We start from the raw sequence: 19,938 nt of genomic DNA on the forward strand, positions 1-19,938 counted from the left end.
AAGCATGTCTTTATCCCAAAACCGGTTCCCACTTTTGGGAGACATGCTTTATGCTGCGATTGGCTTTGCTCCTGCCTGCCGGAAGAAATCGGAAAACAGGTCGATAAGTTTATGTTCCTGTGGCGACCAGTCGGTGCTCGCCACCTTGTTTTCGGCTATCCAACCGGCTTTTCCGGGCAGGACATGCGATTGTACCTTCACGCCCGCCTGACGGAGACGCTCGGCATAGGCCTGCGTTTCATCTCGCATCGGGCACTGGGCGCTGGTGACAAGCAAGGTGGGTGCCAGACCAGCAAGACGCGTACACAGGGCAGGCGCGGCGTAGGGGTGGGTGAAACCCGCACACTCGCCCAGATAATGCTGCCAGCCATCCGACATCGTCTGGACGGCGCTTTCCGGGCAATACTTGCGGAAAGACGCCGTGGCGAGGCAGGGGTCGAGCATGGGCGAAAGCAGTATCTGACCCTTGAGCTCGGTCAGATATTGATCGCGCGCCATGAGGGCTACGCCGGCAGCAATATTACCGCCCGCCTCTTCACCGGCGACGAACAGCATCGACTTCTTGTGCGCTAATTCAGGGCAACGCGCGCGCATCGAAGACAAAATGGAGTAAGCTATCTCAAGCGCCGCCGGGAACGGGTTGAGACAGGCCGACGAATATTCTGGCGACACGACCACCGCACCTGCCTCGGCAAGTGTTTCGGCAACGCGCTCGCAGTCACCAAGGCAGTTGACCGAGAAAGCACCGCCGTGAAGGTGCAACACCACCGGCGGAGGAGAGAGCAATTTGGCGCCCTTATAAATGCGCGCCGTGCAGGTGGAGTTGCCTGTCTGCCCATGTGCTTGCCCGTGAAGCTGCCCATGAACCTGCAACGTCTCAACCGTAAACTTCTCGCACATCTTTCTTGGCCTTCATGTATAGCGGCAAACCGCCATGGTTAGATATTAGCATTGTCTATAGGCTGGAATAGTCCCCTATAATTGGTTACACTGTCCAGAATCTCGAACAATGACGGCTTTTTGATAATGGACCAGCTCTCGGCCATGCGCGCTTTTCTCCGGGTTGTTGAAACCGGGAACTTCACGCGCGCTTCCGCCTCGCTCAATATGCCCAAGGCAACGATCAGCAATCTTATCCAGGGATTGGAAGCCCATCTTCGTACAAAACTCCTCAATCGTACGACCCGCCGTGTTCTCGTAACACCGGATGGCGCACTTTACTATGAGCGCGCTGCACGATTGCTGGCCGATCTTGCGGAACTTGACGGCAGCCTGTCGAGCGCCCAGACCTTGCCCAAAGGTCGCCTGCGCGTGGAAATGGCGAGCGCGGTCGCCAATCTCATCATCATTCCGGCGCTGATCGAGTTTCATCAGCGTTATCCCGATATCCAGATCGATCTTGGCGTATCGGACCGGCCTGTCGATTATGTGGCGGAGAACGTCGATTGCGCCATCCGCATTGGCGAGCTGGCCGACCAGTCGCTGATTGCGCGGCGCATCGGCGACATGCATTTCATCGCCTGTGCTTCCGCCGAATATCTCGACCGTTGTTCCACGCCGCTGCACCCGTCCGATCTCGGCAGGAACTGCACGGTGGTCGGTTATTTCCGCCCATCGACCGGCCAGCAGATGCCGTTCCGTTTCAAAAAAGGGACGGAGGAAATCGAGGTCAACGGACGCTATGTGGTGGCAGCGAACGAATCGACCACCTATCTCGCTGCCGCTCGCGCAGGTCTCGGCGTGGTGCAGGCGCCTTTGTTCATGGTGAAGGACGACATCGACAACGGCACGTTGCGCCCTGTCCTGCAGGAGTGGGAAATTGAACCGATGCCGATCTATCTGGTCTATCCGCCCAACCGGCACCTCAGCAACCGTCTCCGCGTCTTTGCCGACTGGGTCGTCAAGACCGTTGCAAAGTCACAGCTTAATGGGAGTTAGAACGGTCCTGTTATAGCAGGACTGTTCTAACGAATTGGTTTGCCGCATTATCCTACGCAAAACCGCTTCGCACTTTTGCTGGAAATGCTCTAGCGCGCGCACCGCCGCTTGTTGAGCCGGACCTTGATCTTGTCGGGAGAAGTGCTTTTCGCCTTGTGACCCGACGAGACGATATGCGCGCGCACGGTGCAGTCGCCTGCGAGAACCTCGAAATTATTGGAGCGGATATACATCACCGTATTGATCGGCTGGTCGGGCATTTTCTGCGCGACGGCGTTGACGACAGCGGTGACTTCCTTCGCCCTTTGTTTCGAACTGCCATTACTGGCAGCCAGCGCCGGGCTGAGCGCGGATGAAAATGCGAATATGCCCGCAAACAGAAAAGCATTCTTAGCTTTCTTCATTGGCATGGCCTCCGATTGAGCTGGAATTGAATGGACCAACATAGGCCCCAATTGCGTCAATACCAGTACCGGAAAGCCGTTTTACCCGCTCTTTGTCTCGCTTATGCCGTTTGCGATGCGCTTGACCGTAGTCGCGACCAGAAGCAGGCATAGGAGCGGCTGCAGCCAGAAAATCCATTGTGGCAGAATGCCATCAATGGCAATCCACGCACCGAGCACGCCAAAGACCACAGCGCGGTCGCTTTTGCCCATCGGGCCGTCATAGCGGCGGTTCGCACCCACGGACGCACCGGCAACGCCTGCAAATTCCGTAAGGGTGGCCAGAAAGATAATCGCGAATATCCATGGGCCGGTGAACGGCGCGATGATCGCGAAGGGCGCATAAAGGGCAGCATCGGAAACAACGTCTCCAATCTCGTTGAGATAGGCACCCAGCGTCGATTTCTGCCCATGTTCGCGCGCCAGCATTCCGTCGACGGCGTTCAGCGCCATCCGCAGGAAAAGCCAGATCGGGACGAGTGCAAACCATGCCGCGTTACCGCTCCACGCCAGAAAAGCGCCAAGTATGATCGAGACGAGCGCGGCAGCGACTGTAACCTGATTGGCCGTTACACCGCCTGCAGCAAGTCGCACGACAAGAGGTCTCAGTAAATTCTGGAAACGCGACTTGAGTTGATAAACCGACATCAAGAATCTCTTGGGAAACGAAGAATAAGTATTGAACAGCTATTTGCGGTTCGCTCCAGCTCGTTTATTCAAACATTTTGTTTCACTCAATAGAAATTGCGGGCAATTGTCCCATGAGGAAACAGGTGGAGAGGGGATGGCATGAACGAGCACGCTACAAATCGGCATCGCGCGGCGCAGGAAAGCCAGTTCGTCACCCATGACGGCACGTCGCTGTTCTACCGTTTCTGGCCGGCTATTTCCGGCAAGCCGAAAGGCGTGATTGTTCTCCTGCATCGTGGCCATGAGCACAGCGGACGCGTCGCGCACCTCGTTGATGAGCTGGGGCTGGATGACTACGCCTTCTACGCCTGGGATGCACGCGGCCACGGCCAGTCGCCGGGCGTGCGCGGCTTCTCGCCGTCCTTCGGCGCGTCGATCCGTGACCTCGACAGTTTTGTCGCCCATATCCGTCAGGAAACGGGCACCGCCATCGAGGATGTGGCAATCATCGCGCAGAGTGTCGGCGCGGTTCTGGCTGCTGCCTGGGTGCATGACTATGCGCCGAATATTCGGGCGCTGGTGCTGGCTTCGCCCGCTTTCGACATCAAGCTCTATGTGCCATTCGCCAAGGAAGGCATCGGCCTGTGGCAGAAGCTGAAAGGCACTTTCTACGTCAATTCATACGTCAAGCCGCAATTCCTGACCCATGATCCGGAACGCATCGAATCCTATCGTACCGATCCGCTGATCACGCGCCCCATCGCCTCGCACATCCTGCTGCAACTCTATGAGACGGCGAAGCGCGTGGTGGACGATGCGCGGGCGATCACCGTTCCGACACAACTGCTCATTTCCGGCAGCGATTTTGTCGTGCGTCCTGCGCCGCAACATCGCTTCTTTGAAAATCTCGGCAGTCGCATCAAAGAGCGGCATGTTCTGAAAGGGTTCTACCACGACACGCTCGGCGAACGGGATCGCAAACCGGCAATCGAACTCATCCACGATTTCATCGAGGTCCGTTTTGCCGAAAAGCCGCAGCGCGCCGATCTGACGGATGCGCATATTGCAGGCCACACGCGCGACGAGGCCGACCGGTTGTCGAGCCCGCTGCCGCTTCTGACCGCGCAGGGGCTTTACTGGGCGTCGACACGCGCTTCGATAGCCTTCGGTGCGTTGTTTTCGGAAGGGTTGAAAGTCGGCAAGCGCACGGGGTTCGATTCCGGTTCCACGCTCGATTATGTCTATGAGAATGAAGCACGCGGCCTGGGGCCGGGTGGCAAGCTCATCGACAAGCAGTTTCTGGAAGCGATAGGCTGGCGGGGTATCCGCCAGCGCAAGGTGCATCTGGAAGAACTGATCGGTGCGGCGATCAAACGGCTTAAGAGCGAAGGTCGCTCGACCAATATTCTCGACATTGCCTGCGGCCATGGCCGCTATGTCATTGATGCGGTGGTGCGTGCTGGCGAATTGCCGGATAGCATTCACCTGCGCGATTATTCGCCGATCAATGTGCTGGCGGGCAACAAGCTCATCCGGGATCGCGGGCTGGAGGCGATTGCCCATATGGAAGAGGGTGACGCATTTAACGAGGAAAGCCTTGCAGTGGTCACGCCGCAGCCGGACCTCGCCATCGTGTCCGGTCTTTACGAACTTTTCCCCGATAATGCGCTGATCAACCGGTCTCTTTCGGGCCTCGCCCGCGTGCAGAAACCCGGCTCATTGCTGATCTACACCAACCAGCCATGGCATCCGCAGCTTGAAATGATCGCGCGTGCGCTCACGTCACATCGCGGCGGCGAGGCATGGGTGATGCGCCGTCGCACGCAGGGCGAAATGGATCAGCTTGTCGAGAAGGCCGGTTATCGCAAGATCGAACAGCGCGTCGATCAGTGGGGCATTTTCACCGTCTCGATTGCGGAGCGGGTGGGAGACGGCGAAGCGTGACAGTGCATTTGACGGAACTTGACGGATCTTCGCGGCGGCCTGTGATCCGTCGCGCGATCCTTTGGCTTCTGTTTCTCGCCCCCTTTTTCTACCTGACCTACGGTACGGCCAACTGGCTCGCATCGCAGCAAGGTCATGTGCCGAACCTTGCTTTCGGATGGGAAAGCCAAGTTCCGTTTATCGCGTGGAGCATCGTTCCCTATTGGTCGGTCAATCTGTTTTATGCGATTGCGCTGTTCGTCAATGACAGCCCCGAACAGGTCGACCGGCTGGCAAAGCGCTATCTGACGGCACAGATCATCGCTGTTCTCTGCTTCGTCGCTTTTCCGTTGACCGCAACTTTCGTAAAACCGGCAACGGCTGGTCTTCCGGGTTTTATGTTCGATGTGCTTGGCGGCTTCGACAAACCCTTTAATCAGGCGCCCTCGCTGCATATCGCGCTCTTGATCATCATCTGGGATCAGATGCGCCGCGTGATGGGCGATGCCATGCGCGTGATCTGGCATGTCTGGTGTCTGCTGATCGGTCTGTCGGTGCTGACCACCTATCAGCACCACGCGGTCGATATTCCGGCAGGTGCTTTGCTTGGCCTGTTTGCCTTGTGGCTTTTCCCGCGCAGTGGTCCTTCGCCGCTGGAAGCGTTTCAGTTCACATCAGACCCCAAAGCCAGAAGGATCGGGTTTTACTATCTGGCAGGCGCAATCCTGTTTCTGGTGCTCGCCATCCACGGCCTGACCGTCACCGGCTATGCAATTTTCTGGCTCTGGCCAGCAACCGCACTGGCCATCGTGGCGCTTGGCTATTTCGGTGCAGGTGCTGGCATTTTCCAGAAGCAGACAGATGGTTCGGTCAGTCTCGCAAGCCGGTGGCTGCTTTGGCCTTACCGATTGTTTGCCCGGCTGAATGTGCGGTTCTGGACACGCAAGCTGCCGCCGCATGTCGAGCTTGCCGACGGGGTGTTTCTCGGGCGTTTTCCAAAAGCCGCAGAACCCTCATCCTTTGCTGCCGTCATTGATCTTGCCGCTGAAATGGTGCCGCCGCTGCATGCCACGGAATGGAAAAACTTTGGCACGCTCGATCTGGTCGCGCCGTCATCGGAAAAGGTGCAACTGGCCTCCGATGCCGTTGAATCCGCACGCCATCACGGTCCGGTGCTCATCTGTTGCGCGCTTGGTTTTCAGCGCAGCGCAACAGTTGCGGTCAGATGGCTCGTCTCTACCGGGCGTGTCGCCAATGCGCGAGAAGCCGAAGTGCTGATCCGCGCAAAAGGCTGGCCGGTGCATCTGCATTTGGCGGAGGAGCTGACATGAATTCTCCGGCAGCGTCCATAGCAATTGTTCTGCGTCGCAATGCCTTTCTCGGCATCGTTGTCGCCGTGGCTTTGCTTGCGGTCGCGCCCTACATGCGCCCGGTGCATGATCTGGCCTTCTGGCTGATCTGGCCGCTTTTGTTGGTAAGCGCGTTGATCGTGCTGGGTATCGCTGCGCATCTCCTGTTCGATGCCGCGCTTTTCAAGCTGATCGCCGGTTCCGGTGAAACGGGCTTGGGTGAGGTAGACAGCATTCTTGAGCGCATGGGTTTGCGCTCCAATGACGGCACGGTCCGTCCACTTGCAAAAAGGATAGAAGGCTCGCGACGCATCATGGGGCGTCTGCGGTTCTTCATGGGGCTGGGTATCGTACTTTTCATTCTGCTGGCCACGGTGCCATTGGGTCAGGGGCTGTAACATGCGGGAACTGATCCGCCATCAGGTGCAATCGACGTTCGGTTCGTTTCTGGCAATCCTGTCGCGCGGGATTACCGGCGTGCGGCCAATCTGGAGCGGCACCGGTCCGTCGCGCAATCAGCGTATCTATTTTGCCAACCATACAAGCCATGGCGATTTCATCCTGCTTTCCTCCTGTCTCGATCAGGAAGAACGCGCGCGTACCCGTGCTGTCGCTGGTGCCGATTACTGGCGGGGCAACCGCGTGCGCCAGTTCATGGCAGAAGTTCTGTTGCGCACCGTGCTTGTCGAGCGCAATTGGGTGGAACGCACGCAAGACCCGATGGAAGTCATGCTGAAAGCGCTGGCCGATGGTCATTCGCTCATCATCTTCCCCGAAGGCACACGCAACATGACCGACGAGGCGCTGCTGCGCTTTCGTTCCGGCATCTATAATCTGGCGCTGGCACGCCCCGATGTCGAGCTGGTGCCGTGCTGGATCGAAAACATGTCACGCGTGCTGCCAAAGGGCGCAATGCTGCCGGTGCCGCTTCTTTGCCGTGTCATTTTCGGTGCGCCGGTGCAGCTTGGCGAGGGTGAGGACCGCAAGGAATTTCTCGCCCGCGCCCGTCAGAGCCTTCTCGATATTCAGCCTCAGAATGGTAATCACTCATGAGTGAAACGACCCGATTATTCCTTGGCCTCATGGGCGTTCTGATAACGGCAAGCGCCGTCGCCGGTGTTCTTTCATGGCGCGCGCCGAAGCCGCTTTCGTCCACGCTGATCAATCTCAATGCCCGCATCAAGGCGTGGTGGATCATGGTCGGGGCCATGTGTATCGCCTTCCTGTTCGGCAAGGGCGGCGTGATCGTGCTGTTCGCGCTGATCTCGTTTGCCGCCTTGCGCGAATATGCGACACTGACGCAGACACGACGCGCCGACCATCGCGTGCTGCTCGGCATGTTTCTGCTGGTCATTCCGGTGCAATACTATCTGATCTGGATCGACTGGTACGGGCTCTATTCCATCTTCATTCCGGTCTATTGCTTCCTCGCCATGCCGGTTCTGACTGCACTTTCCGGCGACACGTCGCGCTTTCTGGAGCGTATCAGCGAGCAGCAATGGGGCATCATGCTGTCGGTTTATTGCATAAGCCATGTGCCCGCGCTGATGACGCTGGATATTCCCGGTTTTGACGGCAAGAAACTGCTTCTGATCGCGTTTCTGGTGGCCACGGTGCAGGGCAGCGATGTGCTGCAATATATTTTCGGGAAGCTGTTCGGAAAACATCGCATCGCGCCCAGCATATCGCCGTCCAAAACCTGGGAAGGTTTTGTGGGCGGGGTTGCGAGCGCCTCTCTTCTGGGAGCCGGTCTCGCATGGCTCACACCGTTTTCGCCTGTGCAGGCGGGTGCCCTTGCGGCCACATCATGCATCATGGGCTTCTTCGGCGGGCTTGTTGCTTCCGCTATCAAGCGCGATCGCGGCGTGAAGGACTGGGGCCACATGATCGAAGGACATGGCGGGATGCTCGACCGGGCCGACAGTCTTGTCTTTTCCGCACCGGTCTTCTTCCATATCGTGCGCTATTTCTGGACCTGAGCTCTGAATATTTGTTTCATCGCATTATGCTACGCAAAACCGCTTCGCACTTTTGCTGGAAATGCTCGGGTCGGTCAGGGCAGCTTCAAAGCAATGAACTGTGAAACCTGACCGTGGTTGAAATTGTTGTCCGAGGCAAGGATCAGCGTTCTCTTGCCGTCAGTCACCGGCCCGAAGGTGATGGCCTCGATATTGTCGATGTCGAGGCCGAAATCACCTTCGTTGAGCTGGAGGAAAAGTTTCTTGCTGAGCGATGTCACAGACTGACTGGCCAGTGAGGGCACATCCTTCACATTGCTGGCGCCATCGAAAGATGCGCGGTAGAGCGTAATGCGATTGCCCACACCCATGGCGAAGGAGCGTTCGACAGTGAGGAGATCGTTTCCATCGGAAACGAATTCCGACAGGCCATTATCGTTCCAGAAGGGCGGCAGCGTCGCCTTGGTGAAGATCGGGTCGGTGTCATAGGCATATTCTGCCGTCACATTGCCTGAGGCGAGGTCAAAGGCGATGATGCGTGAACGGCTGCCATGGTCGAGTGTCGCCTTGTCTCCATCCTGTGTCAGGGCGTTTTCCGTCCCCGCCAGAAGCGTCTTGCCGTCCGGTGTGATGGTCAGGCTTTCAAAAGACAGATTGTTGCGGACGCCGCGTGTCTTGCCTTCGTCGGGAATGTAGGCTTCCGGCAAAGCAAATTCGCGAATAAAGCTGCCATCGGTCTTTGCTTCGCCGATAAAAGGCCTGCCGTTCTTATCGCCTTCGCTTGACCAGTAGATCGTGCCGGTCGCCGTGTTGAAACGGATGCTTTCAGGGTCCACATCCTTCAGCGCAAATGATTTGCCGGCCTTGTCCAGAAGCGTGACTGTTTCCAGAACATCAAGGCTTTGCACGCCGGAACCGTCGATGGCGAGCTTGAGCTTGTAAAAGCGCGCAGGTGCGTTTTCCGAGCGATCGTCGGATATGGCGTAATAGACATCTTCACGTGGGTCGTAGTCGAGGCCGGAAATTCCGCCGAATTCGATGCCGCCGATTTTCAGGCCGGTCGGTAGCGTTATAGCGCCGATAAGTTCCGGCTTCTGCATTTCCTGTGCCGCAGCGCTGGTGGCAAGGGCAAGAAACAGTGCAACAAAAGGTGCTTTCATGGCGGATATCCGTTCGATCAGGAAAGTCACCGGATAGTCGTTCTGTTTGACAGGACGATGAAAGCCGGTCTCATACCCTGTCGGCGGTGCGTGTCGGTTCTTCCCTGTCGATCAGATGGGAAGGTGCCGCAAACTGCAGCAGCTTGTTCTTGTTCGTGATCTTGATTGCAGAGGCCTGCACACTGACACCGTGGGACCCGAGCGTTGCAAAACTGCGCGACAGGTTCTCCGGCGTCATGCCGAGATAGGCGGCAAGTGTCCGTTTTTCATAAGGGATCATTACGACATCTGCGCCGTTGTTAAAAAGCGATTCCTTGACGATCCAGTTGGCGAGGCGCTGCACACTGCTTCTAAGCTTCTGCGCCTTCAGCTCTTTGACCAGACGACGATAGGCGCGTGCCGTTTCAAAGACGACGGCGCGCATGAAACCGACGTCCTCGCTCATCAAGTCCCGAACCAGACTTGAAGGCACCATCAGCACACGGGTTGGCGTGAGAGTCTGTGCAGTTTGCAGGCACACATCGTCATTGAGCACGGCTGCGAGAATGAAAATATCGGCGGCGCGCAATATTTCCAGCGCGGTTTCGCCGTCGTCCGATTTCGCGGACATCAACACGAGGCCGTCCAGGATTGCGAACAGGAAGTCCGCAGGCTCGTCTTCCTTGATAAGGGTCGTGCGTGGCGGAAACGACTGCACGAAGCTCGGGCGCATGATCCGCTCGAAAGTGGCATCTGCCATATCCATGAAGAGCGGCAAATTCTTCAGCGCGTCGATGTCTTCTTTCCGCATTAAACCTCACTTTTGGGGTCAAGTTTTCATCAGTCTATTATGCTTGATAAATATCAATTGCGCAATGCGCATAAATCAATACTTTGAACTAACTAGGTCTATTTTGGTCGTTAAGCCACGAATATCTAAAATTCAACTTGAATAGTCTAAAGATATTGATCTTAATCAATGTATTCATCTGAAAGTCGACGCATAAGTGCATACGAAACCTCCAATGGTATTCAATTCGGAGTACGCCTATGCAACATGTCGCAGGGGAAAATCCCAGGGCGCAGACCACGGCGCTAGCGATGAGTACGACCGCTTTCACAGTGTGTTTTGCGGTCTGGACCATCTTTGCAATCATCGGCATTGAAATTCGATCCGAGCTGGGCTTAAGCGAAACCCAGTTCGGCTTGCTCGTCGGTACGCCGATCCTTACGGGATCGCTGATCCGCGTCATTCTGGGCATCTGGGCGGATCGCTATGGCGGTCGGGCCATCTTCACGCTCACAATGCTGGTCTCGGCGGTTGCCACCTATCTTCTGACCTACGCCACCACCTATCCGCAAATGCTGATTGCAGCGCTTGGCGTTGGCGTGGCGGGCGGGTCGTTCTCGGTTGGCGTTGCCTATGTCTCGCGCTGGTATCCGCCGGAAAAGCAGGGCGTTGCGCTTGGCATTTTCGGCGCGGGCAATGTTGGAGCGGCGGTGACGAAGTTCTTCGCGCCGATGGTCATGGTTGCATTCGGCTGGCATACGGTCGCCGAAGTCTGGGCGGCCGCGATGGTCGTCATGGCGCTGATTTTCTATTTCACCACGAGTGACGATCCGGTCCTGGTCGAGCGTCGGCGCAAGGGCGAAAAACCCGCCAGCACCCTGATGGAGCTGGAGCCGCTGAAGAATATTCAGGTCTGGCGTTTCTCGCTTTACTATTTCTTCGTCTTCGGCGCCTTCGTGGCTCTCGCGCTGTGGCTGCCGCAATATCTGATCCATGTCTATGGCGTCGATATTCGCCTCGCAGGTATTATCGCTGCGTTCTTCTCTGTCCCGGCAAGTCTTTTCCGCGCCTATGGCGGACATCTTTCGGATGTCTATGGCGCGCGCCGGGTCATGTACTGGACCTTCGCCGTCTCGCTGGTCGCGACATTCATACTGTCCTATCCGCCGACGGATTATGTCATCCAGAGCGATAATGGTCCACTGGCCTTCCATGCCGAAATGGGCGTAATCGGCTTCACCATCACCGTCTTCATCCTCGGCTTCTTCATGGCCTTGGGCAAGGCGGCCGTCTTCAAGCACATTCCGGTCTATTATCCGGGCAATGTCGGCTCCGTCGGCGGTCTGGTGGGCATGATCGGCGGTCTTGGCGGCTTCATCCTGCCGATCCTGTTCGGTGTACTTCTGGACCAGACCGGCCTCTGGACGAGCTGCTTCATGCTGCTCTTTGTCATCGTCGCGGTTTCCTTTGCGTGGATGCATGTCTCGATCCGCCAGATGGAGCGCGCAGCCGAGGGCAAGACGACGGAAGAGCTTCCGGCCTTTGCTGAATTGCAGGGCTTGAAGAAAGCCGATGTCAAGCCGGCAAAGGGCGATTCCGTCCTGACCGACTGGCGCCCGGACGATCCGACCTTCTGGGAAGAGAAGGGAAGGAGGATCGCCAAGCGCAATCTGTGGCTTTCGATCCCGGCACTGCTTCTGTCCTTCGCCATCTGGCAGGTCTGGTCCGTGGTGGTGGCAAAGCTGCCGCTGGTGGGCTACCAGTTCACGACCGACCAGCTGTTCTGGCTGGCAGCGCTACCCGGCATTTCGGGCGCGACCTTCCGCATCTTCTATTCCTTCATGGTGCCGATCTTCGGCGGCCGCCTGTGGACCACACTGACGACCTGGTCGCTGGTCATTCCGGCCATCGGTATCGGCTATGCCGTGCAGAACCCGAATACGCCTTACTTCATCTTCCTGCTGCTGGCGCTCTGCTGTGGCTTCGGCGGCGGTAATTTCGCCTCCTCCATGTCTAACATCTCCTTCTTTTTCCCGAAGAAAGAGAAGGGCAATGCGGCAGCGCTCAATGCAGGCCTCGGCAATCTCGGCGTCAGCGTCGTGCAGTTCGTGGTTCCGCTGGTCATCACTGCCGGTATCTTCGGCAAGCTTGGCGGCGATCCGTCAATGGTTGCGACCGAAGCGGGCAGCACGCCGCTCTGGCTGCAGAATGCCGGCTTCTTCTTCGTGCCGTTCATCATCATCACGGCTTTCGCCAACTGGTTCGGCATGAACGATATCGCGTCGGCCAAGGCTTCGTTTGCCGATCAGGCCGTCATTTTCCGCCGCAAGCACAACTGGATCATGTGCTGGCTCTATACCGGCACGTTCGGCTCGTTCATCGGTTATTCGGCTGGCTTCCCGCTTCTGACCAATATCCTGTTCCCTGAGGTCAATGCACTTCAGTTCGCCTTCCTCGGACCTCTCGTCGGCGCGCTGTCGCGGTCGGGTTCGGGCTGGCTTGCCGATAAATATGGCGGCGGACGCGTCACCATCTGGGCATTCGTCCTGATGATGATCGGCGTGGCGGGCGTGCTGTACTTCGTCGGCATCAAGGATCAGCCGAATGCGTTCTGGGGCTTCTTTGCTTCCTTCATCCTGCTGTTCTTCGCAACGGGCATCGGCAATGCCTCCACCTTCCAGATGATCCCGGCGATCATGTCGAAAGAGATGGACAGGCTTATGCCCAATGCCACCCCGGAACAACGCCGTCACGAAGCAGACAAGGAATCTGCGGCCATCACCGGCTTCACCTCGGCCATTGCTGCCTTCGGCGCCTTCTTCATCCCGAAGGGTTACGGCACCTCGATCAGCATGACCGGCGGACCGGAAGCCGCGCTCTGGGCCTTCCTGATCTTCTACGTGACCTGCCTCGTCATCACCTGGGGCGTCTACACCCGAAAAGGCGGTCTGCTCTACGACGTGGAGCACCGCAGCAAACCAGCCGCTGCTGCTGCCTGAAGAAATAAAGTGAGGATATAATCATGAGTCTACTCCTCGATCGCCTGAACTTTCTTGCGCGCAAGAATGTCGGCACCTTCTCGGAAGGCCATGGCGTCACGACCAATGAGAACCGCGACTGGGAAGACGCCTATCGCAAGCGCTGGCAGCACGACAAGATTGTCCGCTCCACCCATGGCGTGAACTGCACCGGCTCCTGCTCGTGGAAAGTCTACGTCAAGGGCGGCATCATCACCTGGGAAACCCAGCAGACGGATTATCCGCGCACCCGGGCCGACCTGCCGAACCATGAGCCGCGCGGCTGTTCGCGCGGGGCAAGCTATAGCTGGTATGTCTATTCTGCCAACCGGGTGAAATATCCGCTGATCCGCTCGCGTCTCCTGAAGCTGTGGCGCAAGGAACGCACGCTGAAAACGCCTGTCGCGGCCTGGGCCGCGATCCAGCAGGACCCCGCCAAGCGTGCCGACTATATGAAGGTGCGCGGTCTCGGCGGCTTCGTTCGCGCAACGTGGGAAGAAGTCAACGAGATCATCGCCGCGGCCAATGCCTATACGGCCAAGACCTATGGACCGGACCGCGTGATCGGTTTCTCGCCGATCCCGGCCATGTCGATGGTGTCCTATGCGGCGGGCTCGCGTTACCTGTCGCTGCTCGGCGGCGTCTGCATGTCGTTCTATGACTGGTATTGCGATCTGCCGCCCGCTTCGCCGATGACATGGGGCGAACAGACCGACGTGCCGGAATCGGCAGACTGGTACAATGCCGGTTTCCTGATGCTCTGGGGTTCCAACGTGCCGCAGACCCGCACGCCGGATGCGCATTTCTATACGGAAGTGCGTTACAAGGGCACCAAGTCGGTCGTGGTCTCGCCCGACTATTCGGAAGCAGCGAAGTTTTCCGATCTGTGGCTGCATCCCAAGCAGGGCACCGATGCCGCGCTTGCCATGGCGCTTGGCCATGTGATCCTGCGCGAATATCACCTTGACCGGCAGGTTCCCTATTTCGAGAATTACTGCCGTAAATATTCCGACTTCCCGATGCTGGTCATGCTCTCGAAGAAGGACGGACGTTATGTGCCGGACCGCTTCCTGCGCGCTTCCGACTTCAAGGGCGATCTCGGCGAAGGCAATAATCCAGACTGGAAAACGGTCGCCTTCGACACGAAGTCGGGCGCCTATGTTGCGCCGCAGGGCTCCATCGGCTTCCGCTGGGGTGACGATGGCCAGTGGAACCTCGAAGAAAAGGACGGCAAGGGCAAGGATGTGGAACTTGCCAAGAGCTTCATCGACAAGGACGGCCATGATGCCGTTGCCGATGTGGCTTTCCCATATTTCGGCAACCGCGAGCACGATTATTTTGAAGGCACGGACCATGACAGCGTGCTGGTGCGCAAGGTTCCGGCCCGCAAACTGAAGATCAAGGGCGGCGACGTCATGGTTGCGACGGTGTTCGACCTGTTTGCCGCCAATTACGGTCTTGATCGCGGGCTTGGCGACGCGAACTCTGCCAAGTCCTATGACGAGGGCCTGCCATATACCCCGGCCTGGGCTGAGAAGATCACGGGTGTCCCGCGCGACCAGATCATTGCTGTCGCCCGCGAATTCGCAACCAATGCCGAAAAGACCAATGGTCGTTCCATGGTCATCCTCGGTGCCGGTCTCAACCACTGGTACCACATGGACATGAACTATCGTGGCATCATCAACATGCTGGTGATGTGCGGCTGTATTGGTCAGTCCGGCGGCGGCTGGAGCCATTATGTGGGGCAGGAAAAGCTGCGCCCGCAGACCGGCTGGACGGCGCTTGCCTTCGCGCTCGACTGGAACCGTCCGCCGCGTCACATGAACTCCACCTCGTTCTTCTATGCGCATACCGATCAGTGGCGCTACGAGACCGTGAAAGTGCAGGACATTCTCTCGCCCACCGCGCCTGAGGGCGCGTGGGACGGCACGATGATCGACTACAACATCCGCGCCGAGCGCATGGGCTGGCTGCCTTCCGCGCCGCAACTCCAGACCAACCCGCTGGAGCTTGCCAAGGAGGCAGCCGCATCAGGCAAGGAGCCGAAAGACTTTATCGCGAACGCGTTGAAGAACGGCACCGTCACCATGTCCTGCGAGGACCCGGATCACGAGGCCAACTGGCCGCGCAACATGTTTGTCTGGCGCTCGAACCTGCTTGGTTCGTCGGGCAAGGGGCATGAGTATTTCCTGAAGCACCTGCTCGGCACGTCGAACGGCCTGCTTGGCAAGGATCTGGGTCAGGAAGGCGCACAGGAAAGCCGTGAGGCCGTGTGGCATGAGAATGCTCCGGAAGGAAAGCTCGACCTTCTGGTCACGCTCGATTTCCGCATGTCCACAACTTGCGTCTATTCCGATATCGTTCTGCCGACTGCCACCTGGTACGAGAAGAACGACCTCAATACATCCGACATGCACCCGTTTATCCATCCGCTGTCAAGCGCAGCCGATCCGGCATGGGAAGCACGCAGCGACTGGGAAATCTTCAAGGGTATCGCGAAGAAGTTCTCGGAAGTAGCGCCGGAAGTGCTGGGTGTCGAGAAGGACATCGTTCTCGTGCCGACCCTGCATGACACGGCGGGCGAACTGGCCCAGCCGAAGGACGTTCTCGACTGGAAGAAGGGCGAAGTCGAGCCGATCCCCGGCAAGACCATGCCATCGGTTGTGGTTGTGGAGCGCGATTATCCGAACCTCTACAAGCGCTATACCTCCGTTGGACCGCTTCTCGACAAGCTGGGCAATGGCGGCAAGGGTATTTCGTGGAACACCGAACATGAGGTTGATCTGCTGGGCAAACTGAACGGCAAGGTTCATGAGCCGGGGGCAAGCGAAGGACGTCCGCGCATCTATACCGACGTCGACGCAACCGAGGTCATTCTGTCGCTCGCGCCGGAAACCAACGGTGAGGTGGCGGTCAAGGCATGGGAAGCGCTGTCGAAGTTCACAGGTCGTGACCATTCGCATCTGGCCATTCCCAAGGAAGACGAGAAGATCCGCTATCGCGATATTGTTGCGCAGCCGCGCAAGATCATCTCCTCGCCAACCTGGTCGGGCATTGAATCCGAAACCGTCTGCTACAATGCAGGCTATACCAACGTGCACGAGCTGATCCCGTGGCGCACGCTGACCGGCCGTCAGCAGCTCTATCAGGATCACCTGTGGATGCGCGCTTTCGGCGAAGGCTTCTGCGTCTATCGCCCGCCGATCGATACCAAGACGGTCAATCCGGCAATCCGTGAAAAGGCGGACGGCCAACCGCATCTGGTGCTGAACTTCATCACGCCGCACCAGAAATGGGGCATCCACTCCACCTATACGGACAATCTGTTGATGCTGACGCTCAATCGCGGCGGGCCGGTTGTCTGGATTTCGGAGCCGGATGCCGCAAGGGCAGGTATCGTCGATAATGACTGGGTGGAAGTCTACAACGCCAATGGCGCCATTGTGGCCCGTGCGGTCGTCTCCCAGCGCATGAAGGACGGAACCGTCTTCATGTATCATGCGCAGGAGAAGATCGTGAATACGCCCGGCTCGCCGCTCACCGGCCAGCGCGGCGGCATTCACAACTCCGTCACCCGCATCATCACCAAGCCGACGCATATGATCGGCGGCTACGCCCACCAGTCCTATGGTTTCAACTATTACGGAACCGTCGGCTCAAACCGTGACGAGTTCGTGGTCGTGCGCAAGCTTGAGAAAGTGGACTGGATGGAAGGTCCGCTTGAAGAAGGCAACCAGAGCTCCGCAGCGAAGGAGGCAGCAGAATGAAAATCCGTGCGCAAATTGGAATGGTGCTCAATCTCGACAAGTGCATCGGCTGCCACACCTGCTCCGTGACGTGCAAGAACGTCTGGACCAATCGTGAAGGCGTGGAATATGCCTGGTTCAACAATGTCGAGACCAAGCCCGGCATCGGTTTCCCGAAGGAATGGGAAAACCAGAAGAAGTGGAATGGCGGCTGGGTTCGCAAGAAGAACGGCAAGATCGAGCCCAAGATGGGCTCCAAGTGGCGCATCCTCGCCAAGATTTTCGCCAATCCGGACCTGCCGGAAATCGACGACTATTACGAGCCGTTCGATTTCGATTACGGCCATCTCCAGACGGCAGGCGAAAGCAAGACCATGCCGACCGCCCGTCCGCGCTCGCTGATTTCCGGCGAGCGGATGGAAAAGATCGAATGGGGTCCGAACTGGGAAGAAATTCTCGGTGGTGAATTTGCCAAGCGTTCGAAGGATTACAATTTCGAAGGCGTGGAGAAGGAAATCTACGGCCAGTTCGAAAACACCTTCATGATGTATCTGCCGCGCCTGTGCGAGCACTGCCTCAATCCAACCTGCGTTGCAGCCTGCCCGTCAGGGGCGATCTACAAGCGCGAGGATGACGGCATTGTCCTGATCGATCAGGAAAAGTGCCGCGGCTGGCGCATGTGCGTCTCCGGTTGCCCCTACAAGAAGATTTATTACAACTGGAGTTCGGGCAAGTCCGAAAAGTGCATCTTCTGCTATCCGCGCATTGAAGCTGGCCAGCCGACCGTGTGTTCGGAAACCTGCGTGGGCCGCATTCGTTATCTGGGTGTGATGCTCTATGATGCCGACCGTATTTCGGAGGCCGCTTCCACGGCCAATGAACAGGATCTCTATCAGGAACAGCTCAATATCTTCCTCGATCCGAACGATCCTGCCGTGATCGAACAGGCGCGCAAGGATGGTGTGCCGGAAGCCTGGCTGGAATCCGCCAAGCATTCGCCGGTCTACAAGATGGCGATGGACTGGAAGATTGCCTTCCCGCTCCATCCTGAATACCGCACCCTACCGATGGTCTGGTACGTACCGCCGCTCTCGCCGCTCCAGTCGGCTGCCGCTGCGGGCAAGCTTGGCATGGATGGTCCGCTGCCGGATGTTCGTTCCATGCGCATTCCGGTCCGCTACCTTGCCAATCTTCTGACAGCAGGCAAGGAAGAGCCGGTCATCTCGGCGCTGGAACGTATGCTCGCCATGCGTGCCTATATGCGCGCCAAGACCGTCGATGGCGTTATCGACGAGGCTATTGCCGACCGCGTCGGCATGAGCAGCGCGATGATCGAGGAGATGTACCACATCATGGCGATTGCCAATTACGAAGACCGCTTCGTCATCCCGACCACGCATCGTGAAATCACCGAGGATGCCTATGACGTGCGCGGCTCCTGCGGCTTCACCTTCGGCAATGGCTGTTCGGGTGGAACGTCGACCGAAGACCTGTTCGGCTCCAAGCGCCAGAAGGTCGTCCAGACACCAACGGATATTTTCCGGGAGCAGGTGTAATGAACAAGACCCTGAAAATCATTTCGCTGCTGCTTTCCTATCCGACCGCAGAGTTGCAACTCGGCGGCGAGGAACTGAAAAAAGCACTGGCCGGGGAAAAGCTTTCCCCCGGCATCCGCAGGCTGCTCGACAGCCTTGTCGATTATGTCTGCGACTGCGATCTCTACGAGGCGCAGGAACGTTACGTGCACCTTTTTGACCGCACGCGCTCGCTGTCGCTGCATCTTTTCGAGCATGTACATGGTGAAAGCCGCGATCGCGGTCAGGCCATGGTCGATCTCATGAAGATGTATGACGAGAATGGCTTCGTTGTCGATGCCAAGGAACTGCCGGACTATCTGCCGTTGTTCCTTGAATTTCTCTCGACACGCTCGCCGGAGGAAATCCACGATCTTCTCACCCAGACAGGCCATATCTCGGCTGCTATCGGTGAGCGTCTGCGCAAGCGCCAGTCGCCCTATGCCAACGCCTTTGCGGCGCTGCTTCATGTCGCCAATGCCAAGCCGGACAAGAACCTCGTCGGAGAATTGCTTCGGCAAGAGGAAGACGACCCGAACGATCTCGCCGCGCTCGACCGCATCTGGGAAGAAGAAGCGGTAACGTTTGGCGGCAATGCGGGCGACAATTCCTGCGGCCCGGACCGGTTGCGCACGCAGATGCGTGCAGCACAGCGCAAGCCCGGCAACCCGTCCAACCCTTCACATATATAGGAGACGGAAAATGGCTTATCTCCATACGTTTCTTTTCGGCATCTATCCCTACATCGCACTGAGCGTGCTCGTGCTCGGTTCGATCTTCCGTTACGACCGCGAGCCCTATACGTGGCGTTCCGGCTCAAGCCAGCTTTTGCGGCGCAAGCAGCTCATGTGGGGTTCGGTTCTGTTCCACCTTGGTGTGCTGTTTATCTTCGCCGGTCATTTCGTCGGCCTGCTGACGCCGATCTGGGTCTTCGACATGCTCGGCGTCAGCCATGAGGCAAAGCAGATTCTCGCTGTCGTGGCGGGTGGCATCGCCGGTGTAATGGCAATCGTCGGCGCCAGCATGCTTGTGCATCGCCGTGTGTTCGACCCGCGTGTTCGTGCGTCCTCGCGGCCATCCGACACGCTGATCATCATTCTGTTGTGGTTGCAGCTTCTGCTCGGTCTCAGCACCATTCCGATCTCGCTGCAGCATCTGGACGGCGGCGAAATGGTGACATTCATGAACTGGGCGCAAGGCATCTTCACCTTCAATCCGGCTGCATCAAGCTACATCACCAATGCGTCGATCATCTTCAAGATGCATATCTTCCTGGGGCTCACCATATTCCTGCTGTTCCCGTTCACGCGTCTTGTGCATATGCTGAGCGCGCCAGTGCGCTACATCTGGCGTCCGGGCTATCAGGTCGTGCGTGAGCGCAACCATACGGCTCAGCCCTCGCATATGCGTATTCCTGCGGAGTAAGGC

General features: G+C 57.8%; 16 protein-coding genes. 11 read left to right on the plus strand and 5 right to left on the minus strand.

Going from position 1 to position 19,938, the window contains the following annotated elements; genetic code table 11:
• Positions 1–48: 48 nt before the first annotated feature.
• Positions 49–900, minus strand: a complete 852-nt coding sequence (locus tag OANT_RS14930; RefSeq protein ID WP_011982627.1) for an alpha/beta hydrolase — start codon at positions 898–900, stop codon at positions 49–51.
• A gap of 126 nt (positions 901–1,026) precedes the next feature.
• Between OANT_RS14930 and OANT_RS14935 the strand changes: the two genes are divergently transcribed.
• Positions 1,027–1,938, plus strand: coding sequence for a LysR family transcriptional regulator (locus tag OANT_RS14935; protein ID WP_011982628.1), 912 nt, complete (start codon positions 1,027–1,029; stop codon positions 1,936–1,938).
• An 89-nt stretch (positions 1,939–2,027) separates the two neighbouring features.
• Here OANT_RS14935 and OANT_RS14940 read toward each other — a convergent pair whose 3' ends face one another.
• Positions 2,028–2,342, minus strand: coding sequence for a hypothetical protein (locus OANT_RS14940; protein ID WP_011982629.1), 315 nt, complete (start codon positions 2,340–2,342; stop codon positions 2,028–2,030).
• Between the two features lie 81 nt (positions 2,343–2,423).
• Positions 2,424–3,029 (minus strand): CDP-alcohol phosphatidyltransferase family protein, encoded by a 606-nt coding sequence (locus OANT_RS14945; protein ID WP_011982630.1) that lies wholly within the window; start codon positions 3,027–3,029, stop codon positions 2,424–2,426.
• Positions 3,030–3,170: 141 nt separating this feature from the next.
• On the opposite strand from OANT_RS14945, the gene OANT_RS14950 reads away from it, so the two are divergent.
• The 5 genes from OANT_RS14950 to OANT_RS14970 are packed head-to-tail and all read left to right on the plus strand — an operon-like array spanning position 3,171 to position 8,262.
• Positions 3,171–4,955: a bifunctional alpha/beta hydrolase/class I SAM-dependent methyltransferase gene (locus OANT_RS14950; protein ID WP_011982631.1), complete on the plus strand. Its 1,785-nt coding sequence runs from the start codon at positions 3,171–3,173 to the stop codon at positions 4,953–4,955.
• Positions 4,952–6,265 (plus strand): phosphatase PAP2/dual specificity phosphatase family protein, encoded by a 1,314-nt coding sequence (locus OANT_RS14955; protein ID WP_011982632.1) that lies wholly within the window; start codon positions 4,952–4,954, stop codon positions 6,263–6,265. Before OANT_RS14950 ends, OANT_RS14955 begins: the two co-directional genes overlap by 4 nt.
• Positions 6,262–6,681: a hypothetical protein gene (locus tag OANT_RS14960; RefSeq protein ID WP_011982633.1), complete on the plus strand. Its 420-nt coding sequence runs from the start codon at positions 6,262–6,264 to the stop codon at positions 6,679–6,681. Before OANT_RS14955 ends, OANT_RS14960 begins: the two co-directional genes overlap by 4 nt.
• A 1-nt stretch (position 6,682) precedes the next feature.
• The gene (locus OANT_RS14965; protein WP_011982634.1) at positions 6,683–7,336 is read left to right on the plus strand and encodes a lysophospholipid acyltransferase family protein; all 654 of its coding nucleotides are present in this window, start codon (positions 6,683–6,685) and stop codon (positions 7,334–7,336) included.
• Positions 7,333–8,262, plus strand: a complete 930-nt coding sequence (locus OANT_RS14970) for a phosphatidate cytidylyltransferase (RefSeq protein WP_040128475.1) — start codon at positions 7,333–7,335, stop codon at positions 8,260–8,262. Before OANT_RS14965 ends, OANT_RS14970 begins: the two co-directional genes overlap by 4 nt.
• Positions 8,263–8,336: 74 nt before the next feature.
• Here the strand turns inward: OANT_RS14970 and OANT_RS14975 are convergent, their stop codons facing one another.
• Both OANT_RS14975 and OANT_RS14980 read right to left on the minus strand, forming a co-directional pair.
• On the minus strand, positions 8,337–9,401 hold the full coding sequence (locus OANT_RS14975) for an esterase-like activity of phytase family protein (protein ID WP_011982636.1): 1,065 nt from the start codon (positions 9,399–9,401) through the stop codon (positions 8,337–8,339).
• Between the two features lie 70 nt (positions 9,402–9,471).
• The gene (locus OANT_RS14980) at positions 9,472–10,191 is read right to left on the minus strand and encodes a cyclic nucleotide-binding domain-containing protein (RefSeq protein ID WP_011982637.1); all 720 of its coding nucleotides are present in this window, start codon (positions 10,189–10,191) and stop codon (positions 9,472–9,474) included.
• Between the two features lie 239 nt (positions 10,192–10,430).
• On the opposite strand from OANT_RS14980, the gene OANT_RS14985 reads away from it, so the two are divergent.
• The 5 genes from OANT_RS14985 to narI are packed head-to-tail and all read left to right on the plus strand — an operon-like array spanning position 10,431 to position 19,935.
• Complete coding sequence (locus OANT_RS14985; RefSeq protein ID WP_011982638.1) at positions 10,431–13,169, plus strand: nitrate/nitrite transporter; 2,739 nt, start codon at positions 10,431–10,433, stop codon at positions 13,167–13,169.
• A gap of 23 nt (positions 13,170–13,192) precedes the next feature.
• The gene (locus OANT_RS14990) at positions 13,193–16,957 is read left to right on the plus strand and encodes a nitrate reductase subunit alpha (protein ID WP_011982639.1); all 3,765 of its coding nucleotides are present in this window, start codon (positions 13,193–13,195) and stop codon (positions 16,955–16,957) included.
• Entirely contained in the window at positions 16,954–18,492 is a 1,539-nt protein-coding gene (gene narH / locus OANT_RS14995; RefSeq protein ID WP_011982640.1) for a nitrate reductase subunit beta, read from the plus strand. Before OANT_RS14990 ends, narH begins: the two co-directional genes overlap by 4 nt.
• Positions 18,492–19,202 (plus strand): nitrate reductase molybdenum cofactor assembly chaperone, encoded by a 711-nt coding sequence (gene narJ / locus OANT_RS15000; protein WP_011982641.1) that lies wholly within the window; start codon positions 18,492–18,494, stop codon positions 19,200–19,202. Before narH ends, narJ begins: the two co-directional genes overlap by 1 nt.
• 10 nt (positions 19,203–19,212) lie before the next feature.
• Positions 19,213–19,935, plus strand: coding sequence for a respiratory nitrate reductase subunit gamma (narI, locus tag OANT_RS15005; RefSeq protein WP_010660855.1), 723 nt, complete (start codon positions 19,213–19,215; stop codon positions 19,933–19,935).
• Positions 19,936–19,938 lie beyond the last annotated feature (3 nt).

This window comes from Brucella anthropi ATCC 49188 (genome assembly GCF_000017405.1).
Taxonomy (GTDB): domain Bacteria; phylum Pseudomonadota; class Alphaproteobacteria; order Rhizobiales; family Rhizobiaceae; genus Brucella; species Brucella anthropi.